Genomic DNA, 24,978 nt, shown 5'->3' on the forward strand with positions numbered 1-24,978 from the left:
CTCACATGTGCGAGGGCATCTTTTTTTAAGGAAAGGAGCATAAAAATGCGCAAATTATTTACTTCAGAATCCGTTACGGAAGGACATCCGGATAAAATTGCCGATCAGATTTCTGATGCGATCCTGGATGCAATTTTAGCGGAAGACCCTAATGGCAGGGTTGCCTGTGAAACCGTAGTCGCTACCGGTCAGATCCATATCGTAGGTGAAATTTCGACGACCTGTTTTGTGGACATTCCCAAAATTGCCCGTGATACGGTTTTGGGAATCGGCTATGACAGAGCAAAATATGGTTTTGATGGTTCTACCTGCGGTGTGTTGATTTCCATTGACGAACAGTCCAGTGATATTGCTATGGGTGTAGACAAAGCATTAGAAGCAAAAGAGGGAGCAGCTGCGGAAGATGAAACCGGCGCCGGAGATCAGGGCATGATGTTCGGTTATGCCTGTGATGAAACACCGGAGCTGATGCCGCTGCCGATTTCTCTGGCCCACAAACTGGCGCGCAGGCTTACCGAAGTTCGAAAGAACAAGACGCTGACCTATTTGCGCCCTGACGGAAAAACCCAGGTTACGGTAGAATATGAAGATGAAAAACCGGTTCGCGTAGATACCATTGTCATCTCCACCCAGCATGATCCCGATGCAACCCAGGAACAGATCCGCAGGGATATGATTGAACTGGTTATCAAGGAAGTGGTACCTGCAGAACTGTTGGATGAAAATACCAAATACTTTATCAATCCTACCGGCCGTTTTGTGATTGGCGGTCCCCAGGGGGACAGCGGTCTGACTGGACGTAAAATTATTGTGGATACCTATGGCGGTATGGCCCGTCATGGGGGCGGCGCGTTCAGCGGTAAGGATCCTTCCAAGGTGGACCGTTCCGCTGCGTACGCGGCACGTTATGTGGCAAAAAATATTGTGGCGGCAGGGCTGGCAAAGCGTTGTGAGATCCAGCTGGCGTATGCGATCGGTGTAGCGCAGCCTGTTTCTATTTTGGTGGATACCTTTGGTACCGGCGTCATTGCAGACGACAAGATTGCAGAACTGGTACGCAAAAACTTCTCCTTAAGTCCGACGGGTATTATCCGCAGCATGGATCTGCGCCGTCCTATTTACAAACAGACTGCTGCTTACGGACATATGGGGCGGACCGATATTGATGTTCCGTGGGAACACACAGATAAAGCGGCAGCATTAAAAGAACAGGCGGGAATTTAGCAGTTTCTTTACAAAACAGAAAATAAATACTATAATTAGTGTATATTAAATAGCTGGTGCACGAATATTATAGTATCTTATATGTGCCCTGAAGCTAAAAAAATGTACAGTACTATAGTTATTAAAGTCGGGGAGACCGGGTTGCGCATGGCGCTTGAAAGGACTGAGTAAAATAGGCTTAACATCTAGACAGAAACAAATTGCGGAAATTGTCAGGCTGGAAGGTCCTATTACAGGACAGCACATTGCGGATAAATTAAATGTGACAAGGGCGGCGTTGCGCTCCGATCTGGCCATTTTGGTCATGAGCGGCGTGATTGACGCACGCCCCAAAGTCGGCTATTTCTTTAATGGCAAAAGTACGCTGGGATTACTGACGGAAGAGGTTTCTGTTATTTTGGTATCTGATATCCAGTCATCGCCGGTCGTAATCAAAAATTCAAAAAGTGCATATGATGCTATAATCAGCATGTTTGTAGCCGATGTTGGCTCGGTCTATGTAGTGGATGAGAGAAATCTGCTGGTTGGTGTTGTTTCACGTAAAGATCTTCTGAAACTGGCTACCAACAGTAATGGTGATATGAAGACGATACCTGTCGTCATGGCGATGACACCGCTTTCAAAAATGGTTATGGTTTTTCCCGATACGACGGTAGCTGCTGCGGCAAGGAAGGTTATTGATAATCAAATCGACAGCCTTCCCGTGGTTCGTTGTGTCGATAAAAAAACAAAAGACTATGAGATTGTAGGCCGGATTACCAAAACGAATTTTACAAGGCTGTTTGTTGATATTGCAGAGGGAAGGGAAGTGAGTCATCATGACTGAAAGCAACCCGATTATCTACGCATTGTCAGATTCAATTGGCGGAACGGCGGAGTCTGTCATTAAGGCAACGGTCAGCCAGTTTACGGAAACAAAGTTTGATGTGATAAGGGTTCCCTATATAAATAATAAGGAACAAATTGACGAAGCACTGGAAGAAGCTGTACGACATAAGGCCGTGGTGTGTTATACGATTGTAAACCCGCGCCTTCGTGAGCATCTTGCGGACAGAGCTGTGGAATTGCAGATACAGGTGGTTGATGTTCTGGGTCCTATGTTGCGGGCAATCCAGAAGAATTCTGGATTGCTTCCCAAAAACCAGGCGGGGCTGATTCATGCACTGGACCATGAATATTTTAAACGTGTAGAAGCGGTAGAATTTGCGGTTAAGTATGACGACGGTAAGAATCCGTTGGGCCTTTTGAAGGCGGATATTGTTATTATCGGTGTATCGCGTACATCGAAAACGCCGTTGTCCATGTACCTGGCCCATAAACAGCTTAAAGTAGCTAATGTCCCGTTAGTACCGGAAGTCGTTCCCCCACCGGAACTGTTCAAGGTACCGCATCATAAAATTATCGGTCTCCTGATCGATCCGTACAAACTGACCGATATCCGTATGACCCGTCTGAAAGCAATGGGACTTTCTGAAGATGCTACTTATGCAGATGTGGATCGTATCAACGAAGAACTGGACTATGCCAAAGGTATCATGCGGCGGGTACACTGTATGATTATCAATGTGTCGAATCGCGCTATTGAAGAGACTGCCGGTATTATTCTGGATTATTATTATAAGAATAATGCAGCCCGCCGGTAAGGAGCAGTTATACTGATTATGAATGTTCGAGAATATACAGAAGGGCTGGAACAGAAAAATCTGATGCCCTGGGCCTGCAAGAGCGCAGCTTCCCACCGTCTGTCCGAGGAGCCGCAGGATGATTTGCGCACTGCGTTCCAGCGGGATCGGGACCGTATTATCCACAGTAAAGCGTTCCGGTCCCTGAAGCATAAAACCCAGGTCTATCTGTCACCGGGCGATCATTACCGTACCCGTCTGACCCACAGCATGGAGGTCTCACAGATTTCCCGTACGATCGGTCGTGCGTTGCGCCTGAATGAAGATATGATTGAAGCTGCTGCACTGGGCCATGATCTGGGACATACGCCTTTTGGTCATGCAGGGGAGCGGGCCATCAATAAATATACGGGTCATTTTACACATAACGAGCAAAGTATCCGGGTGGTTACGTATTATGGCCGGCAGGGACGAGGTCTGAATCTGACTGCGGAAGTGCAGGATGCCATCTTGTGTCATACCGGGGAAAAACTCCCGGGTACACTGGAAGGCGCTATTGTACGCCGGTGCGACCGTATCTGTTATTTGTGTTCCGATTTGGATGACAGTATCCGGGTCGGGCTGGCCGGCCCTGATAAACTGCCGGGGATTGTGGCCATGCGTTTGGGAACACAGCCAACCCAGATTCTGGATATACTGGTTCACAATATCGTTGAATGCTCTGCCGGTAAAGATAAAATAATTTTAGATTCGTATTATGACGAAGCGGTCGAGGAGTTCCGCGACTTTATGTTTGCTTATGTGTATGAATGCCCTGCACTGGAAAAGGAACACCAGAAAGCAGAGCACGTGATCATGAGTCTGCTGGATATGTATGAAAAGGAGCCGCAGCTGCTTCCGGAAGATGTTCAGTTGAATTTTGACCGCTTTGGCAAAATGACGGCGATTGTGGATTATGTGGCAGGGCTGACAGATTTAAGCGCTGTCAGGATGTTCAATCAGCACTTTGTGCCAAAGGTCAGCGAATAAAAGAAACAGTTAATAAAATGAATCCGTGTTTTTATATAAAGATATTGATGAAAGAGTCTTATTGAATTTCATAACAGGAGCAGCGGATAAGCGACTGAATACAAAACAGTCGCTTACGTTTTTTATTAATCAGTGTTTCATAAACTAAAGTGTCAAGTGTTTTTGCGTGAAAAAAGAGGATTTTTTTATGAAATATAGAATAAGTAATTAAAATTCGATAATAAGGAACCTACGATTGATGGATCAGCAGTATGAAGATTTTAAAAAACAGGTAAAAGACAGCTCTGATATCGTCGATGTCATTGGCGGTTACATCTCGCTGCAGAAAAAAGGGCGTTACTATTGGGCCTGCTGTCCGTTTCACGGGGAAAAGACACCTTCATTTAGTGTGGATAAGGAACGACAGTTTTTTTACTGTTACGGCTGTCATACCGGCGGAGATGTATTCACCTTTGTACAGAAAATAGAGAACAGCACATTCCCGGAAGCAGTCAAGTCGTTGGCTGCTCGTGCCAATATCCCCGTTCCCGAATCGCATCGGACGGCGGCTGATGTGCGCAGGGAAGAAAAACGAAAAGAGATGTACCGGATTAACGACTTGGCCTGTCGCTATTTTTCTGCGTGCCTGCATAAAACTAAAGCCGGATTGGCAGCGCTGGAATATTTTCATAACAGGGGAATTACCGATACGATTATTGAACGTTTTTCCCTGGGCTTTTCCCAGCCGTCTTTTAATGCGCTGCAGACGAACATGGTGAAAAAAGGCTGTACGTTGGAACAGCTTGCCGCTGCAGGGCTGATACGGAATAAGAATGGTCATTACAGCGATTTTTTTGTTAACCGGGTGATGATCCCTATCAAGGATCCGCGGGGAAAAGTGATCGCGTTCGGAGGCCGCGTGATGGACGACGGTCTGCCAAAGTATTTGAATACAGGCGAAACCGATATCTTTCAGAAACGGGAGACCTTGTTTGGCCTGGATGTGGCCCTCAAGCCGATTCGTGAAGCGAAGGAAGCGATTATCGTGGAAGGCTACATGGATGCCATCAGCCTTCATGCAGCCGGAATTAACCGGGTCGTAGCTTCCTTGGGGACTGCGTTTAGCGAGCAGCATGCGAAACTGCTTCACCGTATTACAGAGAATGTTGTGTTTGCGTATGACAGCGACGACGCGGGACGGCGCAATGCGGTACGGGCAGTCAGTATTGCCAAAAAGGCAGGGCTTTCGGTCCGGGTGCTGAATGTGCCGGAAGGCAAGGATCCGGATGAATATGTCCGCCGTGTTGGCAGAGATGCTTTTGAAAACCTGGTTAAAAACGCATGGAATGGCACAGAATTTCAGATCCGTTACACAATTTCCAAAAATAATGTTTCGGATCTGGCAGGAAAAGTTCAATGTGTGTCGAATATAATTCCGTACCTGCAGGAGTGCAGTACAGAGATAGAAGCTGCCGGGTACATTAAGTTCCTGGCGCAGCAACTGGTCATCGATGAAGGCCTGATCAGGGGGGAATACAGGAAAAAAGTTGTGGCGCGTTCGTTCCGCAACAATACGGTTCCCCAGGCTTCCGGGCAATATTCGAAGCCTGTTCCCAGCGTACTGGAGCAGGCAGAAAGTAATTTGTTATTGTTATTCTTCCGGTATTCCGGCATGATAGATTTTTACAGGGAAATCTTACAGCAGATTGGTTTTGTGTCGCCTGTCCGTCAGAGCATCTATGAAAAAATTTGCAAATTGGAAAACGCTGATTTTTCCATGGTCAAAGAGAGCTTGTTTGCAGCTGGTGACGCAGATATCAATACGGAAACCGCAAGAATTTTGGCTGGAGAAGATTTTGCAACCGATGAAGAAGACCGGAAGCGGATTGCGGACGACTGTATCCGTAAGATGCAGCAGAATTTTTTACAGCGTGCCTATGAGGATCACAGGCGCCTTGCAGATACGTATGCAAGCATGAATGATCCTAGATTTCATGAAGAGATAAAAATATGCAATGAGTTAAGAGGGAAGATTACAAATCTGTATGGCAACTAACAAGAAGAAATCCAACAAAAAACTGAATATGGAAATTGCAGAAGAAACGATTGCAGTGAAACCGAAAAAAGCGGTAAAACAGGATGGCAAAGCAAAGAAGGCGGCTGTAAAACCCGCAGCGGATGTAATATCCAAAAAGATGCCGGAAAAGACCGCGAAGAAGGAACCTGCAAAGGTTTCAGTCAAACCTGATGTGAAGAAACCTGTTGTTAAAGCAAAAAAACCTGCAGGTATTGCAGAAACCAAACCGGAAGAGGCTAAAAAACAGGCAAAAAAAGCAACGACGAAAAAGGTTGAGACTGATAAAAAGATTTCGGAAAAGCTTCAGGTTAAACCGAAGGACGCAAAGCAGTCTGCTGCCAAGCCGGAAACGGCAAAGAAACCGTCGGCTAAACAGGAAATAAAGAAATCTGCGGTTGAAGAAGTAAAGAAACCGACAGTTAAAGTAGAAGAAAAGAAAACTGCAGGTAAAGAAACTAAGAAACCTACAGTTAAACAGGAAGTAAAGAAATCTGCAGCTAAAGAAGTAAAGAAGCCGGAAGTTAAAGCCGAAGAAAAGAAACCTGCGCTTAAAGAAGTCAAGAAACCGGCAGTCAAAGCCGAAGAAAAGAAGTCTGAGGTTAAAGCTGTCGCAACCAAAAAATCTACAGCAAATTCCGCTAAAAAGCCTGTAGCGAAGTTGGAAGCGATTGCTAAAGCTGAACCCCAAAAGTCAAAGGCCAAACCGGAAACTACGCCGACAGATACCGAAAAAGCGGAAGTAAAAGTTGTCAGGGAAACGAAAGCAGCTGCGAAAAAGGCAGCAGCAAAAGTAACAGATAACGACGAGATAAATTCGGTAGCAAATGTAGGTCAGAACAGGAAGAAAGCGGTAAATAAGCCTTCTGCAAAAGAACCGGCTGCTGAGAAAAAGATAAGTGCGCCCAAAAACAGTTCTCCTGCAGATAAGCAGGCATTAAAACAGAAAAATAAAAATGAGCTGGCAGAACCTGAAAAGCAAAAAGCAGAAAGTTTTGAAGTAGTACAACCGATATTAGAAGCAAGTGAGGAACTGCTTGCCATGATGCCTGCAGGTTTTCCTGTAGAAAAACTGTTGGAATTGGAGTCCCGTGCGAAAGCGAACAGCAATATTCTTTCGGACAGTGAAGTGAACGATACCCTTCCTCCATCTGTAAATTCTGCGGAAGCGATTGATTTTATGATGGAGTATCTGCAGAGTAAGGGAATCAATATTATTTATCCGCAGGATGAAGATGAAGACACATTGTTACCGCCGGCTGAAGATGAAGAGGCAGAGAAAGAAGCGGAAGAAATTACCGAAGCTGAAATTGCATCTTCCATGACTGTACCCGACGGCGTTAACATTGATGATCCTGTGCGCATGTACCTGAAAGAAATTGGCCGCGTTCCTCTGTTGCAGAGTGAAGACGAAATAGAGCTGGCCAAGCGCATGGATAAAAGCAAACAGATTGAACGGATTGGTAAGGCCCATAAAAAATCGGATGAACCTTTAAAATTTAAAACGAAAAAGGAATTCGAAGACGCTTTTCAGAAGTTAAACGATCTGTTAGCAACAGAACAAGCCGTTACAGATATGCGCTCTATTCCTGTTGCGTTCCGTAAGTTTAGTGAAAAACAGAAAAGCGGTGAAAAGTACAGTGTTGCGGATTTTGTCGCAGATACCGTCCAGTTTACGAAGAATGAGCGTGGCCGTTTCATCAGCTTGTTGGAAGACGAAAAGCTGAAATGTGCGGATTGGGAAAAGGAATGCCCGGAACGGGAAGAGGACAACGAGCCTGAACCGCATAATCTGAATGAGATCAGCAAGCTGATTGCTGCATCCGAGGCGTGGATCAATACGCGTTTGGAAACGATTAGCCCCAAAAGTAAAGTGTACAGGACAGATAAAAAGAACGCGCAGCGTCTCGTGGAAATAAAATCACAGTTTTCGGCTTTACTGGAAGAGATTAAGCGGCAGGGAAATGAAGCAAAGCGTTTCCTTTCAGAAGCAAATCTCCGTCTGGTCGTAAGTATTGCCAAACGGTATGTGGGACGCGGCATGTTATTTTTGGATCTGATTCAGGAAGGAAACCTGGGACTGATTAAAGCTGTTGAAAAGTTTGATTATAATAAGGGCTTTAAGTTCAGTACGTATGCAACCTGGTGGATTCGTCAGGCTATTACACGTGCCATTGCCGATCAGGCCAGGACCATTCGTATTCCGGTGCATATGGTGGAAACCATCAATAAGCTGATCCGCGTGTCCCGTCAGCTGTTACAGGAATTAGGGCGTGAACCGACTCCGCGGGAAATTGCGGAACTGATGGAGACCACGGAAGACCGGGTGAGGGAAATCATGAAAATTGCCCAGGAACCCGTTTCTCTGGAGACACCGATTGGAGAAGAAGAAGATTCCCATCTGGGCGACTTTATCGAAGACCATGATGCTCCGGCTCCGGCAGATGCAGCATCTTTTTCGCTGTTACGTGAAAAATTGAACGAAGTACTCGACACATTAAGCAGTCGTGAAAGAGAAGTACTGGAGCTTCGGTTTGGCCTAAATGACGGACGGCAGCGTACGCTGGAAGAAGTGGGTCAGCATTTTGGCGTTACCCGTGAACGTATCCGTCAGATTGAAGCCAAAGCATTGCGCAGGCTGCGCAGTAAACGCAGCAGCCAGTTACGTGCCTTTGTGGCTGATACAGATGAAGATACCGACAAGAAACCAAGAATGTAAACTGTTTTAAAAAGTAAACACGACACGTTTCAGTTAAAAAACGAACCCGCTTCAGATAGTTTTTCTGAAGCGGGTTTATCTCCAAAAAATCAAGCCTATCCCATAGTGAGATAGGCATTTTTTGTTTTGCCGCAAGGAATTTATGATTCACACTCTTGCGTTCTGTATATAAAATTTTGTACCATCTGAAGAATGGTGGGCCTAGTAGGATTCGAACCTACGACCAAGCGGTTATGAGCCGCCGGCTCTGGACCAGCTGAGCTATAGGCCCGCAGTTTTTCAACAACAATTATTTTACCCGAAGTTCACGTTGGTGTCAAGTTTATCTGTAAATCAAAAATGTAACGAAAAAATGTGAAAAAACACGGAAAAATGTTAAATTGGGCTTGCCAATGCTGATAAACACTGGTATTATAATCTTAGATGCAGATGTAAACAGGCATCTTAATATTTTTTTATAAAAAGGAGATTTTACGATGAACAAAAAAGAACTTATTGTAGCAGCTGCTGCAGCATCTGGATTGTCTCAGAAAGACGTTGAAAAAGCATTGAAAGCCTTTACTGAAGCTGTTGTTGAAGAAGTTGCCCAGAAAGGCAAAGTACAGCTGATTGGTTTTGGTACTTTCGAAGCTCGTGAACGCGCTGCCCGTACCGGAAAGAATCCGCAGACCGGCGCTGCAATCAAGATTGCTGCTGCTACTGTTCCCGCTTTCAAAGCAGGCAAAGCTTTCAAGGAAGCAGTTAATGCTAAACCGGCTAAAAAAGCTAAAAAAGTTAAAAAATAAGTTCTGTTTCCCGAACGGTCTGTCTGTTATACAGGCAGACCGTTTTTATGTAACGTACTGCATAGAAGTTAATGCATATCTGACAGATGGATAGACAAGGATTTTGTTGAATAGTATTTTATTGACGGAGAAAATGATGATTCACATTAGCGAACGGCTGAAAACAGTGGCTTCCATGGTTCCTTTGTGTCAAACGATGGCTGATATCGGTACAGATCATGGGTATGTGCCGGCATATCTGGCGCTGTCAGGGCAGTGTCAGTATGTGATTGCTTCTGACATTGCGGAAGGACCTTGCCGGGCAGCTGCTGAAACCAGAAACAGATACAATCTGTTTGGTCAAATGGAAATCCGTACTGCGCCGGGACTGCAGGGACTGCGCGCCGGGGAAGCGGAAGCAGTCGTAATTGCCGGAATGGGCGGCGCGACGATTGTCAGTATTCTGGAAGAAGATCCGGAAATCGTTGCAACCGTACATACTTTTGTTCTGCAGCCGATGAATGCGGCAAACCTGTTGCGCCGGTGGCTGGTACAGCACGGATATCGTATTGCGGACGAGGCTCTCTGCAAAGAAAATGGTCACATATACGTAATTATCAAAGCAATTCATACGGAGAAAAAACAAAAATTATCTGCGATTGAAGAGGAACTGGGTCCCTGTATAATGGAAAAGAAACCTGCATTATGGCAGGAATTTATACAAGAAAAATCAGAACATTACCGCCGTTTATTGCGGCAGATGGAAGTCAGCTCTGCGGCAATGAACAGTGATAAATATAAAGATATGAAAAACATGCTTGTGAAAGTTGACGCACTGATAAATAAATCGGTATAATATTTGAGGATATTTATTTTCTTCAAGTTTATTTAAAGAAGAGGAACTGCAATGTTTATTTTAGTAAAAGATATTGTTAAGATTATGAGCGAAATGGCGCCGGCACGTCTGGCGGAAGACTGGGATAACGTGGGACTGCAGGTTGGCCGGTATGAAAAAGAAGTGCGGGTGATTTTATGTGCGCTGGATTTTTCCGCAGAAGTGCTGGAACAGGCTGCGCAGCTCCACGCAGATATTATTGTAACACACCATCCGGCTATTTTTCGCGGCATCAAGAAGCTGACCGATCGGGACTGGCGTACCGCATTGCTGCTGGAAGCGGCGCGGAAGGATATTGCGGTCTACAGTGCCCACACGAATCTGGACAGTGTGGCCGGCGGGGTAAATGATGTGCTGGCAACTCTTTTGGAACTGGAAAATGTGAATGGTTTTTCCGGCGACGATACACTGGAAGGCATCGGACGTATCGGTGTTCTGAAACAACCGATGGATATAACTGCTTTTGCTGAAAAAGTAAAAAGTGTTTTGAAACTAAACCATGTGACAGTTGTCCCGGCAGACCGTCCGGTACATAAAGTCGCTGTATGCGGCGGCAGTGGGATGGATTTTCTGGATTGTGCTGCGGAGGCCGGTGCGGATACGTATGTGACAGGCGATGTAAAATATCATGATGCACAGGATGCACAAGGAAAACATATCAACCTGATTGACGCCACCCATCAGGGGACGGAACTGCCGGTGGTGAACGAGCTGGCAGACCGGCTGGCCCTGCGGCTGAGCCGGGAAGGTTACACGGCTAAAGTACTGGTGGCAAAAGAAACAAAACTGATGCAAATTTTGTAATGTTTAGGGGCAATTTTCGATAAGGTAATAGCTAGGATGGTTTGTAATATCAGGCTTAAACGCAAAGTGTAAGTCGATAACTTATAAATGATAAAGAGGCGATACGAATGATTGAAAATATAAAAGCGGGGGAACGGATTACCCAGGCGGTGCTGTTGCGCCTGCAGAAAGTGGGCAACTCTTCCAACGGAGGTGTGTTTGCCAGAGGGACGGTAGAAGATAACAGCGGAAAAATCCAGTTCATTGCGTTTGACCGGGATATTGTAAACCGGCTGCGTGACCTGGACGCGCCCAAAGCGTTTATGATTTCCGGTCCGGTGGACATTGTCAAATACTCGTCCACGCTGGCGCTGCAGGTAGTGGTACAGAAGCTGGACAATATCATGCCGGAGGACGATATTTCCAATCTGGTTCCCACCGGCGGTTTTGATATGGCCGTCTATAAAAGCAAACTGGAAACGCTGATCAACGGCGTGAAGACGCCCAGCCTGCGTACGCTGCTGAAGAAAATATTCAGCGGTTCCTTTTATGAAGAATTCTGTAAGAATCCTGCAGGTATGAAGCTGCATCACGCCTATCTGGGCGGATTGCTGCAGCACTCGGTGGATGTGACAGAACTGGCTCTTACCATGGCGGAGGCCATTGGCAATACAGATAAAGACCTGATTACGGCAGGCGCTCTGCTGCACGATATTGGAAAAGTCAAAGAAATTTCTTCCGGCATGGGTTTTCCTTATACCACGGAAGGCCGGTTGCTGGGGCACATCACCATGTCTGTGCTGATGGTGCGGGAAGCCGCGCTGGAACTGAAAATGCCTGCTACTGCGATGCAGCAGTTGGAGCATATCATACTGTCCCATCACGGCGACCAGGAAAAAGGTTCGCCTATGGCCTGCGCCACTAAAGAAGCGTTTATTGTGCACTATGCAGATGAAGTGAATTCCATTATGAACCAGTTTGACGTAAAAGAAAGCAAATCGGCCTGGGAATACAACAATATGATGAAGCGCTACCTGATGGTGAAGTGAATCATTTGATATACTGCGATGATACGTTTCAGTATCGTTTGTGAGTCGGGCTTTGTGGCAAAACTTTGGCGAAACTTTGAAATAATCCAAACCGTCTTGACAAGTATATTTCCTTGTGCTACGATACACACGTGAGTGTGAAAGGCAATCGCGGCGCCTGTGAATTTTCGGATTTGCAGGCGGTGAGGAAAGTCCGAGCTCCATAGGGCGGAATGCCGGATAACGTCCGGCGAGGGAAACCTTAGGGATAGTGCCACAGAAAAGTGTACCGCCAGATTTATCTGGTAAGGGTGGAACGGTGCGGTAAGAGCGCACCAGCAAGTAAGTAATTACTTGGCTTGGTAAACCCCATTCGGAGTAAGACCAAATAGGGAAGGGATGAAGCGGCCCGCTGAACCTTCCGGGTTGTGTCGCTGTATCTTGCGAGTAATCGCAGGAATAGATAAATGATTGCCACCGCTTGTCGGAACAGAACTCGGCTTATTGAACACTCACCTCGCATATAACAGGGAAACTGCGTAACCGCGGTTTCCCTTTTTTGTTTCGGGACTGAGATTCCATATAAAAACGGCTGCCAGACGGCAGCCGTAGAATTAATGTATGGAGTTAATTAACAAGCGGAATGATGGTGCAGTTTCATTTAGGTTTAAAAAAAGCTGAACTGATGGGCTTGCTGCGCATGTTGTTCTGTTCCCCCGGACGACGGGATTCTTCTTTATCGGAACGGGCCTCCCGGAAGCCGGGCTGATTCTTTTCTTCAATATGGATGCGCCCCCGTTTGTTTTCGTAATCACTGATAACCCATTTTAAAATCTGCTCAATTTCTTTATTTACAGAGCGGCCGTTTGTTTCTGCAATATATTTCATCTTCTCCATGATCAGTGGATGAATGCGCAAAGTAAAACGATATTGTTCGATAGAAGCCATAGAAGATACCTCCCCCTGTAAGAATGATGTCAGTTCAATGTCATGTTATCTTAATTATACGTTACAAATGGCATTTAATCAATAGATATAACTAAAAAATGTTTTTGTGAATTCTTTGCAAAAACATGACTTCTGTAGTTCAGCCTTTTGTTTTACGGTGTAAAGTGTGGTAAAATATAAAATATCTTTCACAATGTTTTGACGCGAAATGATTATGGTAGCGAGAGATTAAGGCTTTTCTGGTTTGCAGCCAACCGGATAAATTCTGCGTTTTATAGTATTACTACGAATCATCTATCATAAGTAAGGAGTAAGAATAGTGGAAACAGGAAAAATGTATTGCGGGTTTCGTATTTGTAAAAGTGATTTTATTAAAGAAGTGGATTCGACGGCATATCTTATGGAGCATGTGGTAAGTGGTGCGCGTCTGTTATATCTTGCCAATGAGGATGACAACAAAGTATTTACCATTGGCTTCCGTACGCCTCCTTTTGATGATACCGGCGTAGCCCATATTCTGGAGCATTCCGTGCTGTGCGGTTCCCGTAAGTATCATTTAAAGGAACCGTTTGTGGAACTGGTGAAGGGTTCCCTTAATACTTTTTTGAATGCCATGACGTATCCGGATAAGACCGTGTACCCGGTGGCCAGCCGCAATGACAAAGATTTTCATAATCTGATGGATGTGTATCTGGACGCGGTGTTTTATCCGTTGATTTATGAAAACAAATTTACCTTGAAGCAGGAAGGATGGCATTACGAACTGGAAAATGCCGATGATCCGCTGCAGTACAACGGTGTTGTCTACAATGAGATGAAAGGCGTGTATTCTTCTCCGGATTCCTATCTGGAATATTACGGAAAGAAAATTTTGTTTCCGGACACCACCTACCGGTTTGAATCAGGCGGGTTACCTTCTGCGATTCCGGAACTGGCCCAGGAAGATTTTATCCGCTTCCATAAGACCTATTACAGTCCGGAAAATTCTTATATCTACCTGTATGGGGATATGAACATTGAAGAAACGCTGGCCCATCTGGATTCGTATCTGAGAGAGTTCCCGAAAACGGGAACGGTTCATTCTGAAATTCCGTTACAGCAGCCGCTGCTGAAAACGGCGGAATTCGAAGGGACCTATCCGGTACCCGAAGGAGCGCCAACAGAAGGTATGACCTTCCATGAAGTACAAATCGTGGCAGGGGATATGCGGGATCAGAAAACGATCATGGCGTTACGCCTGCTGGAGAATGTGCTGTTGGAATCAGAAGGTGCGCCGTTACGCCGTGCTTTGCTTGACAGCGGCGTTGCCAAAGATATTTCCGGCAGCATAAGCGGCAGCATGCTGCAGAATATTTTCTCTGTTCGCGCCAGTGGCAGCGAGCCGGAGCAGAAAGACGCTTTTGTGAAGGCGCTGTATCATAACCTGCAGAAGATTTCCATGGAAGGAATTGACAAAGAATTACTGGAAGCTTCGCTGAACAGCGCGGAGTTCAAGCTGCGGGAAGCGGACTTCGGAACCTATCCCAAAGGATTGATCTACGGTCTGTCTGTTATGGATTCTTGGATTTATGATATGGATCCGTTGAGCTGCCTGAAATACGAACAGATGCTGAAGGAACTTCGGGATGCCGTACAAACCAACTATTATGAAACGCTGATTGAGACCAACCTGCTGGACAATACGCACCGTGTCATTCTGACGCTGGTTCCGGAACAGGGAAAAGAAGAACGGGAACAGGCGGAACTGGCGAAAAAACTGGAAACGGCGAAAGAGGCCATGGATCGGAACCTGTTGGACCAGTATGCGGCAGAGTGTGCGGAACTGCATCAACGACAGGCTGAACCGGATTCCGAAGAAGCGCTGGCTTCCATTCCGTTGTTGGAACGGACGGATATCCGGAAAGAAACGGAAATGCTGAAAGTAGAAAAGGAAGCCGTGGAGGGAGGGACCCTGCTTTATCAGGCGCTTCCTACTAATAAGGTTACATACCTAAACTGGTATTTCGATATGACTGGTATCAGCCCGGAACTGTTACCGTATTGCAACCTGCTCAGCGATGTACTGGGCAAATTGAATACGGAAGAGTATTCCTATGCGGAACTGGCCAAATATACGGATATGTACACCGGCGGTATTTCTTTCCAGATGGAAGCATTGAGCAAAGATAGTGACTGCAACGATTATACGGTGAAATTCTCCCTGGCGGCCAAATGCCTGACGGCCAAGCTGCCGGAACTTTTCAAAATTTTGAGTGCGATGACATTACGTACAAAATTTGAAGACAAAATCCGTATGAAAGAACTGGTAGACCAAATTAAAACGGACTGGGATAACACATTCTTTGCCAAGGGTCAGGCTGTGGCGACCGTACGGCTGGCTTCCTATTTTTCCGCTAAAGCCCGGGTGACGGAGCAGGACTATTACAGTTATTACCAGTTTGTTAAAAAGCTGTCGGACCATTTTGAAACCGAAGCAGACCAGGTAATTAGTACACTACGGAAATTGTTACCTGTTTTCTTCAATAAAGCGCAATACCTGCTAAGCTATAGCTGTGATGTATCTGACAGGGGAACTGTGCGCGAAATGGCCTTGGCGTTTGCGGAGTCTTTACCGGACAGCAGTGAAGCGGCCGGAAAAGATGCAAAATATCTCCCTGCGCCGGAAACAAATGAAGCTATCGTTACACCGGGTAAGGTACAGTATGTACTGGCCGGTGGCGATTATCACAAACATGGTTACGCATACAGCGGAAGTATGCTGGTACTGGCGACCATGCTTCGCTACGAATACCTGTGGACCAAAATCCGTGTACAGGGCGGAGCCTATGGAGCTAATGCGGTGTTTGACCGAAACGGCATCATGTATTTTTCTACCTATCGCGATCCGCAGCTCAAAAACAGTCTGGAAGCTTTTCGTATGTTGCCGGACTGGCTGGAACAGTTGGAACTCACTGACAGGGAAATGACCAAATATGTCATCGGCACTATGAGCGGAGTCGATGTACCGCTGACCAATTCACTGAAAGTTTCCCGTGCTGCCATGCAGGAACTTCTGGCCGTTACGGATGCTGACCGGCAGAAGACCCGCGACGAAATTCTGGGAGTTACGCTGGCAGATATAAAAGCATTGGCCAAAATGATCCGGAGTGTGCTGGCGGACAATTACATCTGCGTCGTCGGGGGACAGCAGGCCATCGAAGAAAACAGGGAAGAGTTTAACAAAATTTTAAAACAGTAAGCAATTACTATATATACGTAAACAAATGTGTCAGGAAAAGTTATGAGCAAAACATCATGTAGGGTTTTGCAAAATCTTTTCCTGATATTTTTTTCATTTTATAGTTGACCAAAACTGTAACAAACTTTATAATATATATGTTTATGCTTGTTTTCAGTAATCCATTTTTATAGTTTGCGGTAAGTTTTATCGCAAAGGTAAGAGAAAGTGTAAGAGTATAGGAGGAAAAATGATGAAGAGTTACACAATGGACCTGGGCGGCAGACCTCTGACGCTGGAATTCGGCGAAGTCTGCAAACAGGCCAACGGCGGTCTGCTGGTGCGCTATGGCGACACGGTTGTGGTGGTTGCCGCTACCGGTACCAAGACCCCTCGTGAAGGCGTGGATTTCTTCCCGCTGACTGTTGATTTCGAAGAAAAAATGTACGCGGTAGGCAAAATCCCGGGAGGCTTTATCAAACGGGAAGGCCGTCCCAGCACCCATGCGGTACTGACCAGCCGTCTGATTGACCGTCCCATCCGTCCCATGTTCCCGGACGGGTACCGGAATGATGTGCAGATCATTGCTACTGCGGTTTCCGTAGATCCGGACAATGCGCCGGATATCCCGGGCATGATCGGTGCTTCCGCTGCTTTGTGCGTATCCGATATTCCGTTTGAAGGACCCATCGCCGGCGTGCGCGTAGGTCTGATTGACGGTCAGTACATCGTAAACCCGACTGTGGAACAGTTCAAGGTGAGCCGCCTGAACCTGGCGGTAGCCGGAACCACGGACGCTATCCTGATGGTAGAAGCCGGCTGCAAGGAAATCTCCGAGCAGGAAATGCTGGACGCGATTTTCTTTGCTCATGAGAACATTAAAAAGATCTGCGAATTTATCAGCGGCATCCAGGCTGAAATCGGCAAACCGAAAATGGAAGTGCCCAAATACAATCCGCCGGAAGAACTGGTAAAAGAAATCGAAGAGTTCGGCGCTGAAAAACTGAAAGCGGCCCTCATGGACGCCAACAAACTGCAGCGCGAAGAAAACGTGGACCGCGTGAAGAAAGAAATTGCGGAAGCGTTTATCGAAAAATATCCTGACAACGGCACCGACGTTGCTTATATTACCCAGAAGCTGGTTAAGAAAATCGTACGCCGCACCATCGCGGTGGACAAGATCCGTCCGGACGGACGGGCGCTGGATGAAGTTCGTCCGGTTACCTGCCGGGTAGGTCTGCTGCCCCGGGTACACGGCTCCTCGCTCTTCACCCGCGGCCAGACCCAGATTATGAACGCCTGCACCCTGGCCCCGCTGCGTGAAGCACAGGTCATCGAAGGCCTGGGACCGGAAGAGATGCAGCGTTACATCCATCATTACAATTTCCCGCCATACTCCGTTGGCGAGACCAAACCCCTGCGCAGCCCGGGCCGTCGCGAGATCGGTCACGGCGCACTGGCGGAACGCGCATTGCTGCCGGTGATTCCTTCCGAAGAAGATTTCCCGTACACCCTGCGCCTGGTTTCCGAAGTACTGGAATCCAACGGTTCTTCTTCCATGGGTTCCGTTTGCGCCAGCACTCTGTCCCTGATGGATGCGGGCGTGCCTATTAAAGCTCCGGTGGCCGGTGTGGCTATGGGCCTGGTAAAAGACGGTGACTTCTTCACCATCCTGACGGATATCCAGGGCCTGGAAGACGCGCTGGGCGATATGGACTTCAAGGTTGCCGGTACGGAACACGGCATTACTGCCATGCAGATGGATATGAAGATCGACGGCATCAACCGCGAAATTTTTGAACAGGCGCTGGCACAGGCTAAACGTGGCCGCGAATTCATCATGGGCAAAATGATGGAATGCATCAGCGAGCCCCGCAAGTCCCTGTCCAGATGGGCTCCCAAGATTACTTCCATCACCGTGGATCCGGAAAAGATTGCCAAGATCATCGGGCCTGGCGGCAAGACCATTAAGAAAATCGTGGAAGAAACCGGTGCCAAAATTGATATTGAAGATTCCGGCAAGGTTTATATCGCTTCCCCGGACTCCGATGCCATTGAAAAAGCCATCAAAACGATTGACGGCATTACGGCAGAAGCAGAAGTGGGCAAGGTTTATACCGGCAAAGTGACCCGCATTATGAACTTCGGCGCCTTTGTGGAAATCCTGCCGGGCAAGGAAGGTATGGTCCACATTTCCCAACTCTCCACCGAACGGGTAGAGAAAGTGGAAGACGTGGTCTCTGTCGGCGACGAGATCATGGTGAAGTGTGTGGAAATTGACAGCAAGGGCCGCATCAACCTGTCCCGCAAGGCGATCCTGCAGGGAAAATAAAATATAAAAGAAATTACAAAAACAGCACTGGCAGAAATGTCAGTGCTGTTTTTTTTAGGGCATACGGAATCAGGTAAAACTCCGCAGGCCTTAAGAAGGAGGTGCCCGCAGCGGCTCAGACTGCGGGTTCTTATGTTTATGGTCAACTTCTTTCCCAAGGGGGTTATTTACCGGGGAAGAAGGGCCAGACTGCCGGAATTACAATCAACGATACTACGAAGCAGACAAAGATCAAACCGCCGCCTACTTTGATATAATCGGTGAAGCGGTAATGGCCGGGGCCGAGTACAAGCGTATTGGGGGGTGTGCCTACCGGTGAAGCGAACGCGCAGGAAGATGCGATCAGAATCGCCATAAGCACTGCTCGGGGTGAAGCACCAAGCTGCTGGGCCAGAGCGATGCCGACTGGGCACAGAAGAGCTTTGGAAGCGGTGTTGGACATAAACTGGGTGAGCACGATTGCCAGTACAAACAAAACTGCTGTAACAACGTAGGGTGAAGGATCGCCACCCATCATTTCTACTGTTGCGGCTGCAATGGCTTTGCCGGCGCCGGTGGTATTCATGGCCTCCGCAACGGGAATCATGCCGGCGAACAGGAAGATAGTAATCCAGTCAATTGAAGCATAAGCCTGCTGTTCTGTAAGGCAGCCGGTCAGCACGCACAGCAGTGCGCCAATTACGGCTACGATATGCAGCGGGATTACATCCAGAGCCATACTGATGATTACGGCTAAAATAATGAGGCCGCAAATAATCTGCTTGCTGGTCTTAACGATAATGCCTTCCGCGTCCCTGGCTTCCGCTTCCAGCTTATCGGGATCAAAATCCCGGTCTTTAGGTAACAGGTATTTGCCGATAAAAATCATGTAAATAATACCGGCAATGGTAATAGGTATTCCGATGTAAGCGTATTCAAAAAAACCAAATTTCAGTTCCGGCATGCCCGCAGCTTCCAGGGCAACGTTGGCCAGCATATTGGGCGGCGTGCCAATCAGCGTGATGGTTCCGCCTAGGCCGGCACCAAAGGCCAGAGGCATTAACTGACGCTGGGGGGAAAGCTTTGCAGTAGCGCAGATACTCATGACAACAGGGATGAGGCAGGCAGTTGTGCCTGTGTTGGAAAGAAAGGCGGACATAAAAGCAGCGACAACCATAAGACCGATCATAAGCGTGTTTTCACCTTGGCCGCAGACCCGGACGATTTTGCTGCCAACCTTCTGGGCCACGCCAGTATGGAACATGGCGGCGCCTACGACGAACATACCGGCAAACAGGATAACGTTGGAATCGGCCAGGCCAAGAAAGATTCCTTTGGCAGGAACAAGGCCTAAAATCCAGCAGGCAATAGCGGCTGACATTGAAGTGACAGCCAATGGAATTATTTCCGTAACAAACAGGATTGATACTACCAGAAGCAGTAGCAGGCATTTAGTAACTGGTGTCATAATATGGTAAACCTCCATTTTTCATTTTTTAGTCGTTCTCTTTTTCTCTGGTGCCGTTTCTTCAGTTTTTGGCGGCAGGAGATCAGGCAATTCGCGCATCGTATACATTTTGTCAGGATTCAGATAAAAGGGATGGGTGGCGGCGTCGCCGAGTATGCGGTGATACTTGTGAGAGTCCAGGCTCTTCAGAAACCGCTCCAGCCTTTTTGTTTCGTCGGAAAGATTCATTGATGCGATTCTTTTTGCATTCATCGTAAATTCCGGAAGCATATCTGTATCCTCCTGTCCGGGTCGGGCAAAAACTGTGCGGTTTATTTATTCACAGCTCTTGCTTGCAACTTTGGGTAATTGCTAGGGTAGTTTCAGTATAGGGCAGAGGGCTGAAAAATAAAAATACCCGTTAGGCAACAAAAATATAACCAAACGGAATATTAGAAACGATTATCAATTAGCATGTATTGTATTTAATGTTTTTTGTGGTAAAATGAAATGCGTATGGAGTGACGCAAGTATACCCTGTTGTGTAGGAGGCATTATGGATCTTGAAAACTATCGTAATTTTCTGGCTGTCATCGAAACCGGCAGCCTGACGGGAGCCGCTGAGTATGTGCATGTGGCGCAGCCCGCGCTCAGCAAACAGCTTCGCACGCTGGAGAATTTTTATGGGGCCAAGCTTCTGATTACAGAACGCGGCAGCCGTAAGGTCATATTAACAGAAGCAGGACGGCTGCTGTACCAGAAAGCGAAATATATCTGTTCGCTGGAGGATCTTGCCAAAGAAGAAATCATCAGCACGAAAAAAGGAGCGGCCGGCACCTTGCGGATCAGCGTGGCGAATTCCCGTTCCGCTTCGTTTATCAATAAGACGTTGCAGCCATTTTCGGAATTGTACCCGGATGTTAGGTTTGAAATTTTTGAAACCAGTTTTTATGAGCAGAGCCAGCAACTGCTGAATGGAATCACCGAGATTGGAATATTGAGCACGCCGATAGGGCAGGAAGATAATTTTGAAGAACTGTTCCGCCGCGATGAATATCTGGCGGCGGTGTTTAAGCATGACTCCCGGTGGCTGGAGAGTTCGAGACGTAAAGGATTAAATCTGAGCGATTTAAGGAACATTCCCCTGAGTGTTTCTTCAGGCTGCTATGCTATTTTGCAGAAGGCATGCGATAAAATCGGCTTCCGGCCAAAAGTACTCAGCATCAATACATCGCGTTTTACAGCGCTGCAGTGGGCACTTATCGACAGCGGCGTGGCTGTGGTTCCGGTGGAGCCGGGGGAAGTACTTGAACCGGATGTATATATCATTAAAAAAATATTGGATATTGACACGGAGCTTTACAAATCCGTCGTTAAGGTCAAAGGGCGACCGTTATCCCCACTGGCGCTGAAATTCATCCAGTTTTATAATGAGAATAGCGATTCAAGAAGATTGTGTGATATTCGAAGGCTGGAAAAAGAAAGTAAAATATAAAAAGCACCGGCTCCGGACTACTTATGGTAATCCGGAGCCGGCGCCGTTTTTGGAGTTCAATCTTCAAATTCTTTGCTTTTAAGGCTTAATGTCCTGCCTGCCAGCGCTTCCCTCTGGATCAGCGCTTTGATTTCCTGTCGGACAAACCCTTTCAACAGTTTAAGCTGTTCCTTTTCACGGTTAGCGTTAAGGCCTTCCGGGGAAGCCTTTAACATAGCGGCTTCCAGTTCCTGTTCCTTTTGCAGAAGGTAATCGTACATTTCATACAATTCGTTTTCATTGTATTGCTTTGTTTCGCCCATGGCTGTTCCTCCTTGTAATTATTATGCGTGATAATTTTTACCCGTTTGCAGTTACCCAAATGCAGACCCATACCAAAGCGCAAGTGTATTATACAGGGTTTCGGTTATTTCCGCAACCCGGATAGTTTCCGTGAAACAGGGGAAGGGGAAACCGTGGAAAGCCTGTTGTGGCAAGAGGTTTCGACTGGTTCAGGATAAAATATATTCCGGTTTTTCATATCTGTTATGCCAAACCGGTATGTTTCCGGCACGTTTTCCGCACGTATTCCAAAATTGCATATAAATCATGCCGGACGGATATTATACAAATTTGGAAAGAGCGTGTATAATGCAATCAGAAATTAGGAATGCATCCTGATTAGCAAAACAAAACACCGTAGAATTGAATCAGTTTTATCAAAGGAGGAAAACATCATGTCTACTATCGTTATGAGAACCGGTTATCTGGCAGTACCCGAATATGTTGGAGAAGGAAGCGTTAAATCGGAATCTATGGTCCAGTGGCTGACCCATAAACGCTTAAGCCAGGCGGATCATTACAAAATGCTTACAAACCGGAAGCTGGACTGCCCGGTACAGTATCAGGGCGTGCTGTTCAGCTTCAAAGAAGCTAAATGAACAGACCAATGACAGAAGGCATCGCAACACGTTGAAGCATCGTAAGTCACTTTGAAATTAATAGAATCCTTCTCTTTTACTATAATTTAAGGGCTGGAACAGAATCCTGATACATGTTCTGTCCAGCCCGTCTTTTTTGTTTTTATTCAGGTAAGATTTTGCAAATTCTATTATAGATAGATAGAAACGTTAATGTTTAAACGAATTACACTTCAAAACTGATTTTCTTTACAGCGTCCACTGCTTCCTGCAATTGGTCGCTGGTCTTTTTTTCTGCAGCTTTCTGGAATTTTGTAACCAGTACACGGGTCAGTCCCTGCTGTGCCAGGGAACCGGGTCCGTTGACGCAGCCGTTGCAGCAGGCCATTCCTTCAAAATAGTCCGCGGCAAGTTTGCCGTTTTTGATCAGCGTCAGCTTATCATTGCAGTTTTCCAGGCCGTCGGCATATTCTAATTTAAGTTCAGCCTGTATTTCGGCCGGCAGTACTTCTTGCATGGAAGCTTGCACGCCTCTTGTCAGGGGGAAGCCAATACCTCCTGCCGTAGCTTGGGTGACATATTCCTTGTCTGCCGGTTGTGACAGATCAATGCCGGTCCCTTCGAAGATGCACTGCAGTTCTTCATAGGTCAGCACAAAATCAACGGCGTCCGGATGTTCCAGAGATTCCCGCTTTTTGGCGATGCAGGGGCCGATGAAGCAGGTCATGGCTTCCGGGTTTTTGTTTTTGACATATAAGCCGCAGGAAACCATAGGGGATGTGGTCTTTGAAATGTTTTCTTCATATTCCGGAAAATGTTTTTTTACCAGGGAGACAAAGGCCGGACAGCAGGAACTGGTCATGAAGGACAGTTTTTTCGGAACTTTTTCCAAAAACTCTTCCGCTTCATGCAATGTCGTAATGTCGGCGCCGACAGCGACTTCTACCACATCTGTAAAACCTAATTTATATAATCCAGCGATTACCTGGGCAGGGGTAATTTTCATGCCGAACTGTCCCACGAACGAGGGAGCAAGCATGGCAATAACAGGTTTATGTTGCTTTAAGGATAACAGCAGGGGAACGATCATGCTTCGTTCATCCAGTGCGCCGAAGGGACAGGCTTCCCGACAGTTGCCGCAGTTTGTGCATTTTTCGTAATCGATTTTAGTTCGTTTATCTTCGCCGGCGGAAAGTGCATTCAGGGCACAGGCCCGGATGCAGGGACGGCTGATTTCGATAATGGCGCCGTAAGGACAGGATTTGGAACAGCGCCCACATTCGATGCAGATATCACGATTGATAAAAGCCCTGTTGTTGACAATGGAGATGGCTTTTTTGGGGCAGTTGTTCATGCAGTTATGCTGGATGCAGTGCCGGCACAAATCGGTAACATAGTATTTGTCAATGGGGCAGGCGTCACAGGCATCTGGCAGCACGTCGATGATAGGAAGTTTTTTGTCGAATTCCCCATCTAGTGCAGCTTTTGCCGCATTGATGATATTGAGGCCCAGGGGCTGCCATAACGCCATTTGGATGCGGTTTTTCAATACGGCCCGTTCTTTATGCACGCAGCAACGGACACGGCTAGTATTGTCTTTTACAGTATTATAAAGAATATCATAAATGTGCTCCGGCAGACAGTCGTTCCATGTGTATTCTGCAATCCGGCGCAGAACCTCCCGCCTGAAATTTACGACCTGTGTTGTTTCCATGTGTTTCCTCCTTTTTCTGATGTTCTTTCTTTAATCTTTACCAAATCATTAATAATGTCTTTATCAGTATTATATATGAATAATTGTGTTTTTGAAAGTAGAATTGCGGAACTGTGAATATTTTTCGATAAATTGTGAAGGATATGGTATAATAATTATAATAGCTTTTTTATGCCCGGTGCTTGTGCCGGGAAACCGAAAATGAAATGGGGAGGATGTAAAATGAGAATCCGTGGTTTTGAAAAAATCAATAAATATAAAGATGTTGTTTTTCCCATGCCGGTTCGCAAGACGAAAACCTCTGCCGGATATGACATCTGTGTTCCGGAAGACGTAGCTCTGCTGCCGGGCCGTATGGTGATGGTACCTACCGGCGTCAAGGCATATATGCAGGAAGATGAATTCCTGGGTGTGCATATCCGTTCCAGCATGGCAATTAAAAAGGGAATCCGCCTTGTCAACAATGTGGGAATCATCGATGCGGATTATTATAATAATCCCGACAATGAAGGACATATCATGCTTGCGCTGGTGAATACCGGTTTAGAACCAATAGTTTTAAAGAAAGGCGAACGGGTAGCCCAGGGCATTTTTTACAAGTACCTGACGACAGATGACGATAAAGACACGAAAAAAGAAGACCGGAGCGGCGGTTTCGGCAGTACAGGAAAAAACCGGTGATGTTCCGGTTTCCGTCACTGTAACTACCGTAATAGTGTTGCGAATATTACAATAGAATTGCGGTCAACGGGAATATAAATAAAAATTTAAAACAAGCCTTGTCATATCCCGTATAGTGTGATATAGTATACGCTATATTCACCGCATTT

The 24,978-nt window shown here is 46.6% G+C and carries 19 protein-coding genes, 1 tRNA gene, 1 other RNA gene and 2 pseudogenes; 17 read left to right on the forward strand and 6 right to left on the reverse strand.

Going from position 1 to position 24,978, the window contains the following annotated elements; genetic code table 11:
* Positions 1-45 precede the first annotated feature (45 nt).
* From metK to rpoD, 7 genes and pseudogenes are all read left to right on the forward strand, one after another.
* Positions 46-1,224 carry a methionine adenosyltransferase gene (gene metK / locus QZV31_RS02090; RefSeq protein WP_295357444.1) on the forward strand — a complete coding sequence of 393 codons (1,179 nt, stop codon included), beginning with the start codon at positions 46-48 and terminating at the stop codon, positions 1,222-1,224.
* Between the two features lie 163 nt (positions 1,225-1,387).
* Positions 1,388-2,050: a helix-turn-helix transcriptional regulator gene (locus QZV31_RS02095; RefSeq protein ID WP_093729704.1), complete on the forward strand. Its 663-nt coding sequence runs from the start codon at positions 1,388-1,390 to the stop codon at positions 2,048-2,050.
* Positions 2,043-2,867, forward strand: coding sequence for a pyruvate, water dikinase regulatory protein (locus QZV31_RS02100; RefSeq protein ID WP_295357450.1), 825 nt, complete (start codon positions 2,043-2,045; stop codon positions 2,865-2,867). The genes QZV31_RS02095 and QZV31_RS02100 overlap by 8 nt, the downstream gene beginning before the upstream one ends.
* 18 nt (positions 2,868-2,885) lie before the next feature.
* The gene (locus QZV31_RS02105) at positions 2,886-3,875 is read left to right on the forward strand and encodes a deoxyguanosinetriphosphate triphosphohydrolase (RefSeq protein WP_295357453.1); all 990 of its coding nucleotides are present in this window, start codon (positions 2,886-2,888) and stop codon (positions 3,873-3,875) included.
* A 238-nt stretch (positions 3,876-4,113) separates the two neighbouring features.
* Entirely contained in the window at positions 4,114-5,910 is a 1,797-nt protein-coding gene (gene dnaG / locus QZV31_RS02110) for a DNA primase (RefSeq protein ID WP_295357456.1), read from the forward strand.
* Between the two features lie 1,063 nt (positions 5,911-6,973).
* Positions 6,974-7,354 (forward strand): annotated as a pseudogene (locus QZV31_RS12970) (sigma-70 factor domain-containing protein); the annotation flags it as partial.
* A 531-nt stretch (positions 7,355-7,885) separates the two neighbouring features.
* Positions 7,886-8,647, forward strand: a pseudogene (gene rpoD / locus QZV31_RS12975) (RNA polymerase sigma factor RpoD); the annotation flags it as partial.
* 193 nt (positions 8,648-8,840) lie between these two features.
* On the opposite strand, the gene QZV31_RS02120 reads toward rpoD, so the two are convergent.
* Positions 8,841-8,918, reverse strand: a tRNA-Ile gene (locus QZV31_RS02120).
* 205 nt (positions 8,919-9,123) lie between these two features.
* On the opposite strand from QZV31_RS02120, the gene QZV31_RS02125 reads away from it, so the two are divergent.
* The 5 genes from QZV31_RS02125 to rnpB all read left to right on the forward strand — a co-directional run bounded on the left by QZV31_RS02125 (position 9,124) and on the right by rnpB (position 12,636).
* Positions 9,124-9,432, forward strand: coding sequence for an HU family DNA-binding protein (locus QZV31_RS02125; RefSeq protein ID WP_093729586.1), 309 nt, complete (start codon positions 9,124-9,126; stop codon positions 9,430-9,432).
* Between the two features lie 133 nt (positions 9,433-9,565).
* Positions 9,566-10,267, forward strand: a complete 702-nt coding sequence (locus QZV31_RS02130; RefSeq protein WP_295357463.1) for a class I SAM-dependent methyltransferase — start codon at positions 9,566-9,568, stop codon at positions 10,265-10,267.
* A gap of 51 nt (positions 10,268-10,318) precedes the next feature.
* Complete coding sequence (locus tag QZV31_RS02135) at positions 10,319-11,110, forward strand: Nif3-like dinuclear metal center hexameric protein (RefSeq protein WP_295357466.1); 792 nt, start codon at positions 10,319-10,321, stop codon at positions 11,108-11,110.
* A 107-nt stretch (positions 11,111-11,217) separates the two neighbouring features.
* Positions 11,218-12,138: an HD domain-containing protein gene (locus QZV31_RS02140; RefSeq protein ID WP_295357469.1), complete on the forward strand. Its 921-nt coding sequence runs from the start codon at positions 11,218-11,220 to the stop codon at positions 12,136-12,138.
* A 132-nt stretch (positions 12,139-12,270) separates the two neighbouring features.
* An RNA gene (gene rnpB / locus QZV31_RS02145) (RNase P RNA component class A) lies at positions 12,271-12,636 on the forward strand.
* Positions 12,637-12,774: 138 nt separating this feature from the next.
* On the opposite strand, the gene QZV31_RS02150 is transcribed toward rnpB, so the two are convergent.
* On the reverse strand, positions 12,775-13,065 hold the full coding sequence (locus QZV31_RS02150) for an Arc family DNA-binding protein (RefSeq protein WP_295357472.1): 291 nt from the start codon (positions 13,063-13,065) through the stop codon (positions 12,775-12,777).
* Between the two features lie 319 nt (positions 13,066-13,384).
* On the opposite strand from QZV31_RS02150, the gene QZV31_RS02155 reads away from it, so the two are divergent.
* Positions 13,385-16,303, forward strand: a complete 2,919-nt coding sequence (locus QZV31_RS02155; protein WP_295357475.1) for an insulinase family protein — start codon at positions 13,385-13,387, stop codon at positions 16,301-16,303.
* Between the two features lie 232 nt (positions 16,304-16,535).
* A complete protein-coding gene (locus QZV31_RS02160; RefSeq protein WP_295357845.1) occupies positions 16,536-18,614 on the forward strand; it encodes a polyribonucleotide nucleotidyltransferase in 2,079 nt (692 codons plus the stop codon).
* A 163-nt stretch (positions 18,615-18,777) separates the two neighbouring features.
* Here the strand turns inward: QZV31_RS02160 and QZV31_RS02165 are convergent, their stop codons facing one another.
* Both QZV31_RS02165 and QZV31_RS02170 read right to left on the reverse strand, forming a co-directional pair.
* Complete coding sequence (locus QZV31_RS02165; RefSeq protein WP_295357476.1) at positions 18,778-20,061, reverse strand: SLC13 family permease; 1,284 nt, start codon at positions 20,059-20,061, stop codon at positions 18,778-18,780.
* Positions 20,062-20,082: 21 nt separating this feature from the next.
* Positions 20,083-20,331, reverse strand: a complete 249-nt coding sequence (locus QZV31_RS02170) for a hypothetical protein (protein ID WP_295357479.1) — start codon at positions 20,329-20,331, stop codon at positions 20,083-20,085.
* 265 nt (positions 20,332-20,596) lie between these two features.
* On the opposite strand from QZV31_RS02170, the gene QZV31_RS02175 reads away from it, so the two are divergent.
* Positions 20,597-21,535, forward strand: a complete 939-nt coding sequence (locus QZV31_RS02175; RefSeq protein ID WP_295357481.1) for a LysR family transcriptional regulator — start codon at positions 20,597-20,599, stop codon at positions 21,533-21,535.
* Positions 21,536-21,591: 56 nt separating this feature from the next.
* On the opposite strand, the gene QZV31_RS02180 is transcribed toward QZV31_RS02175, so the two are convergent.
* Positions 21,592-21,837, reverse strand: a complete 246-nt coding sequence (locus QZV31_RS02180; RefSeq protein WP_295357484.1) for a hypothetical protein — start codon at positions 21,835-21,837, stop codon at positions 21,592-21,594.
* Positions 21,838-22,251: 414 nt separating this feature from the next.
* Between QZV31_RS02180 and QZV31_RS02185 the strand changes: the two genes are divergently transcribed.
* Positions 22,252-22,455 carry a hypothetical protein gene (locus QZV31_RS02185; RefSeq protein ID WP_295357487.1) on the forward strand — a complete coding sequence of 68 codons (204 nt, stop codon included), beginning with the start codon at positions 22,252-22,254 and terminating at the stop codon, positions 22,453-22,455.
* 205 nt (positions 22,456-22,660) lie between these two features.
* Here QZV31_RS02185 and QZV31_RS02190 read toward each other — a convergent pair whose 3' ends face one another.
* Positions 22,661-24,148 carry a 4Fe-4S dicluster domain-containing protein gene (locus QZV31_RS02190; RefSeq protein WP_295357489.1) on the reverse strand — a complete coding sequence of 496 codons (1,488 nt, stop codon included), beginning with the start codon at positions 24,146-24,148 and terminating at the stop codon, positions 22,661-22,663.
* Positions 24,149-24,370: 222 nt separating this feature from the next.
* On the opposite strand from QZV31_RS02190, the gene dut reads away from it, so the two are divergent.
* The gene (dut, locus tag QZV31_RS02195) at positions 24,371-24,829 is read left to right on the forward strand and encodes a dUTP diphosphatase (protein ID WP_093729594.1); all 459 of its coding nucleotides are present in this window, start codon (positions 24,371-24,373) and stop codon (positions 24,827-24,829) included.
* Positions 24,830-24,978 lie beyond the last annotated feature (149 nt).

Origin of the sequence: uncultured Succiniclasticum sp., from assembly GCF_902793885.1 — a bacterium.
Taxonomy (GTDB): Bacteria; Bacillota; Negativicutes; order Acidaminococcales; family Acidaminococcaceae; genus Succiniclasticum.

Excerpts from the sequence above, each read along its gene's own strand:
- metK (WP_295357444.1), top strand. The coding sequence starts at position 46 with ATGCGCAAATTATTTACTTCAGAATCCGTTACGGAAGGACATCCGGAT.
- QZV31_RS02100 (WP_295357450.1), top strand. The coding sequence starts at position 2,043 with ATGACTGAAAGCAACCCGATTATCTACGCATTGTCAGATTCAATTGGC.
- QZV31_RS02105 (WP_295357453.1), top strand. The coding sequence starts at position 2,886 with ATGAATGTTCGAGAATATACAGAAGGGCTGGAACAGAAAAATCTGATG.
- dnaG (WP_295357456.1), top strand. The coding sequence starts at position 4,114 with ATGGATCAGCAGTATGAAGATTTTAAAAAACAGGTAAAAGACAGCTCT.
- QZV31_RS02125 (WP_093729586.1), top strand. The coding sequence starts at position 9,124 with ATGAACAAAAAAGAACTTATTGTAGCAGCTGCTGCAGCATCTGGATTG.
- QZV31_RS02130 (WP_295357463.1), top strand. The coding sequence starts at position 9,566 with ATGATGATTCACATTAGCGAACGGCTGAAAACAGTGGCTTCCATGGTT.
- QZV31_RS02135 (WP_295357466.1), top strand. The coding sequence starts at position 10,319 with ATGTTTATTTTAGTAAAAGATATTGTTAAGATTATGAGCGAAATGGCG.
- QZV31_RS02140 (WP_295357469.1), top strand. The coding sequence starts at position 11,218 with ATGATTGAAAATATAAAAGCGGGGGAACGGATTACCCAGGCGGTGCTG.
- QZV31_RS02150 (WP_295357472.1), bottom strand. The coding sequence starts at position 13,065 with ATGGCTTCTATCGAACAATATCGTTTTACTTTGCGCATTCATCCACTG.
- QZV31_RS02160 (WP_295357845.1), top strand. The coding sequence starts at position 16,536 with ATGAAGAGTTACACAATGGACCTGGGCGGCAGACCTCTGACGCTGGAA.
- QZV31_RS02165 (WP_295357476.1), bottom strand. The coding sequence starts at position 20,061 with ATGACACCAGTTACTAAATGCCTGCTACTGCTTCTGGTAGTATCAATC.
- QZV31_RS02170 (WP_295357479.1), bottom strand. The coding sequence starts at position 20,331 with ATGCTTCCGGAATTTACGATGAATGCAAAAAGAATCGCATCAATGAAT.
- QZV31_RS02175 (WP_295357481.1), top strand. The coding sequence starts at position 20,597 with ATGGATCTTGAAAACTATCGTAATTTTCTGGCTGTCATCGAAACCGGC.
- QZV31_RS02180 (WP_295357484.1), bottom strand. The coding sequence starts at position 21,837 with ATGGGCGAAACAAAGCAATACAATGAAAACGAATTGTATGAAATGTAC.
- QZV31_RS02185 (WP_295357487.1), top strand. The coding sequence starts at position 22,252 with ATGTCTACTATCGTTATGAGAACCGGTTATCTGGCAGTACCCGAATAT.
- QZV31_RS02190 (WP_295357489.1), bottom strand. The coding sequence starts at position 24,148 with ATGGAAACAACACAGGTCGTAAATTTCAGGCGGGAGGTTCTGCGCCGG.
- dut (WP_093729594.1), top strand. The coding sequence starts at position 24,371 with ATGAGAATCCGTGGTTTTGAAAAAATCAATAAATATAAAGATGTTGTT.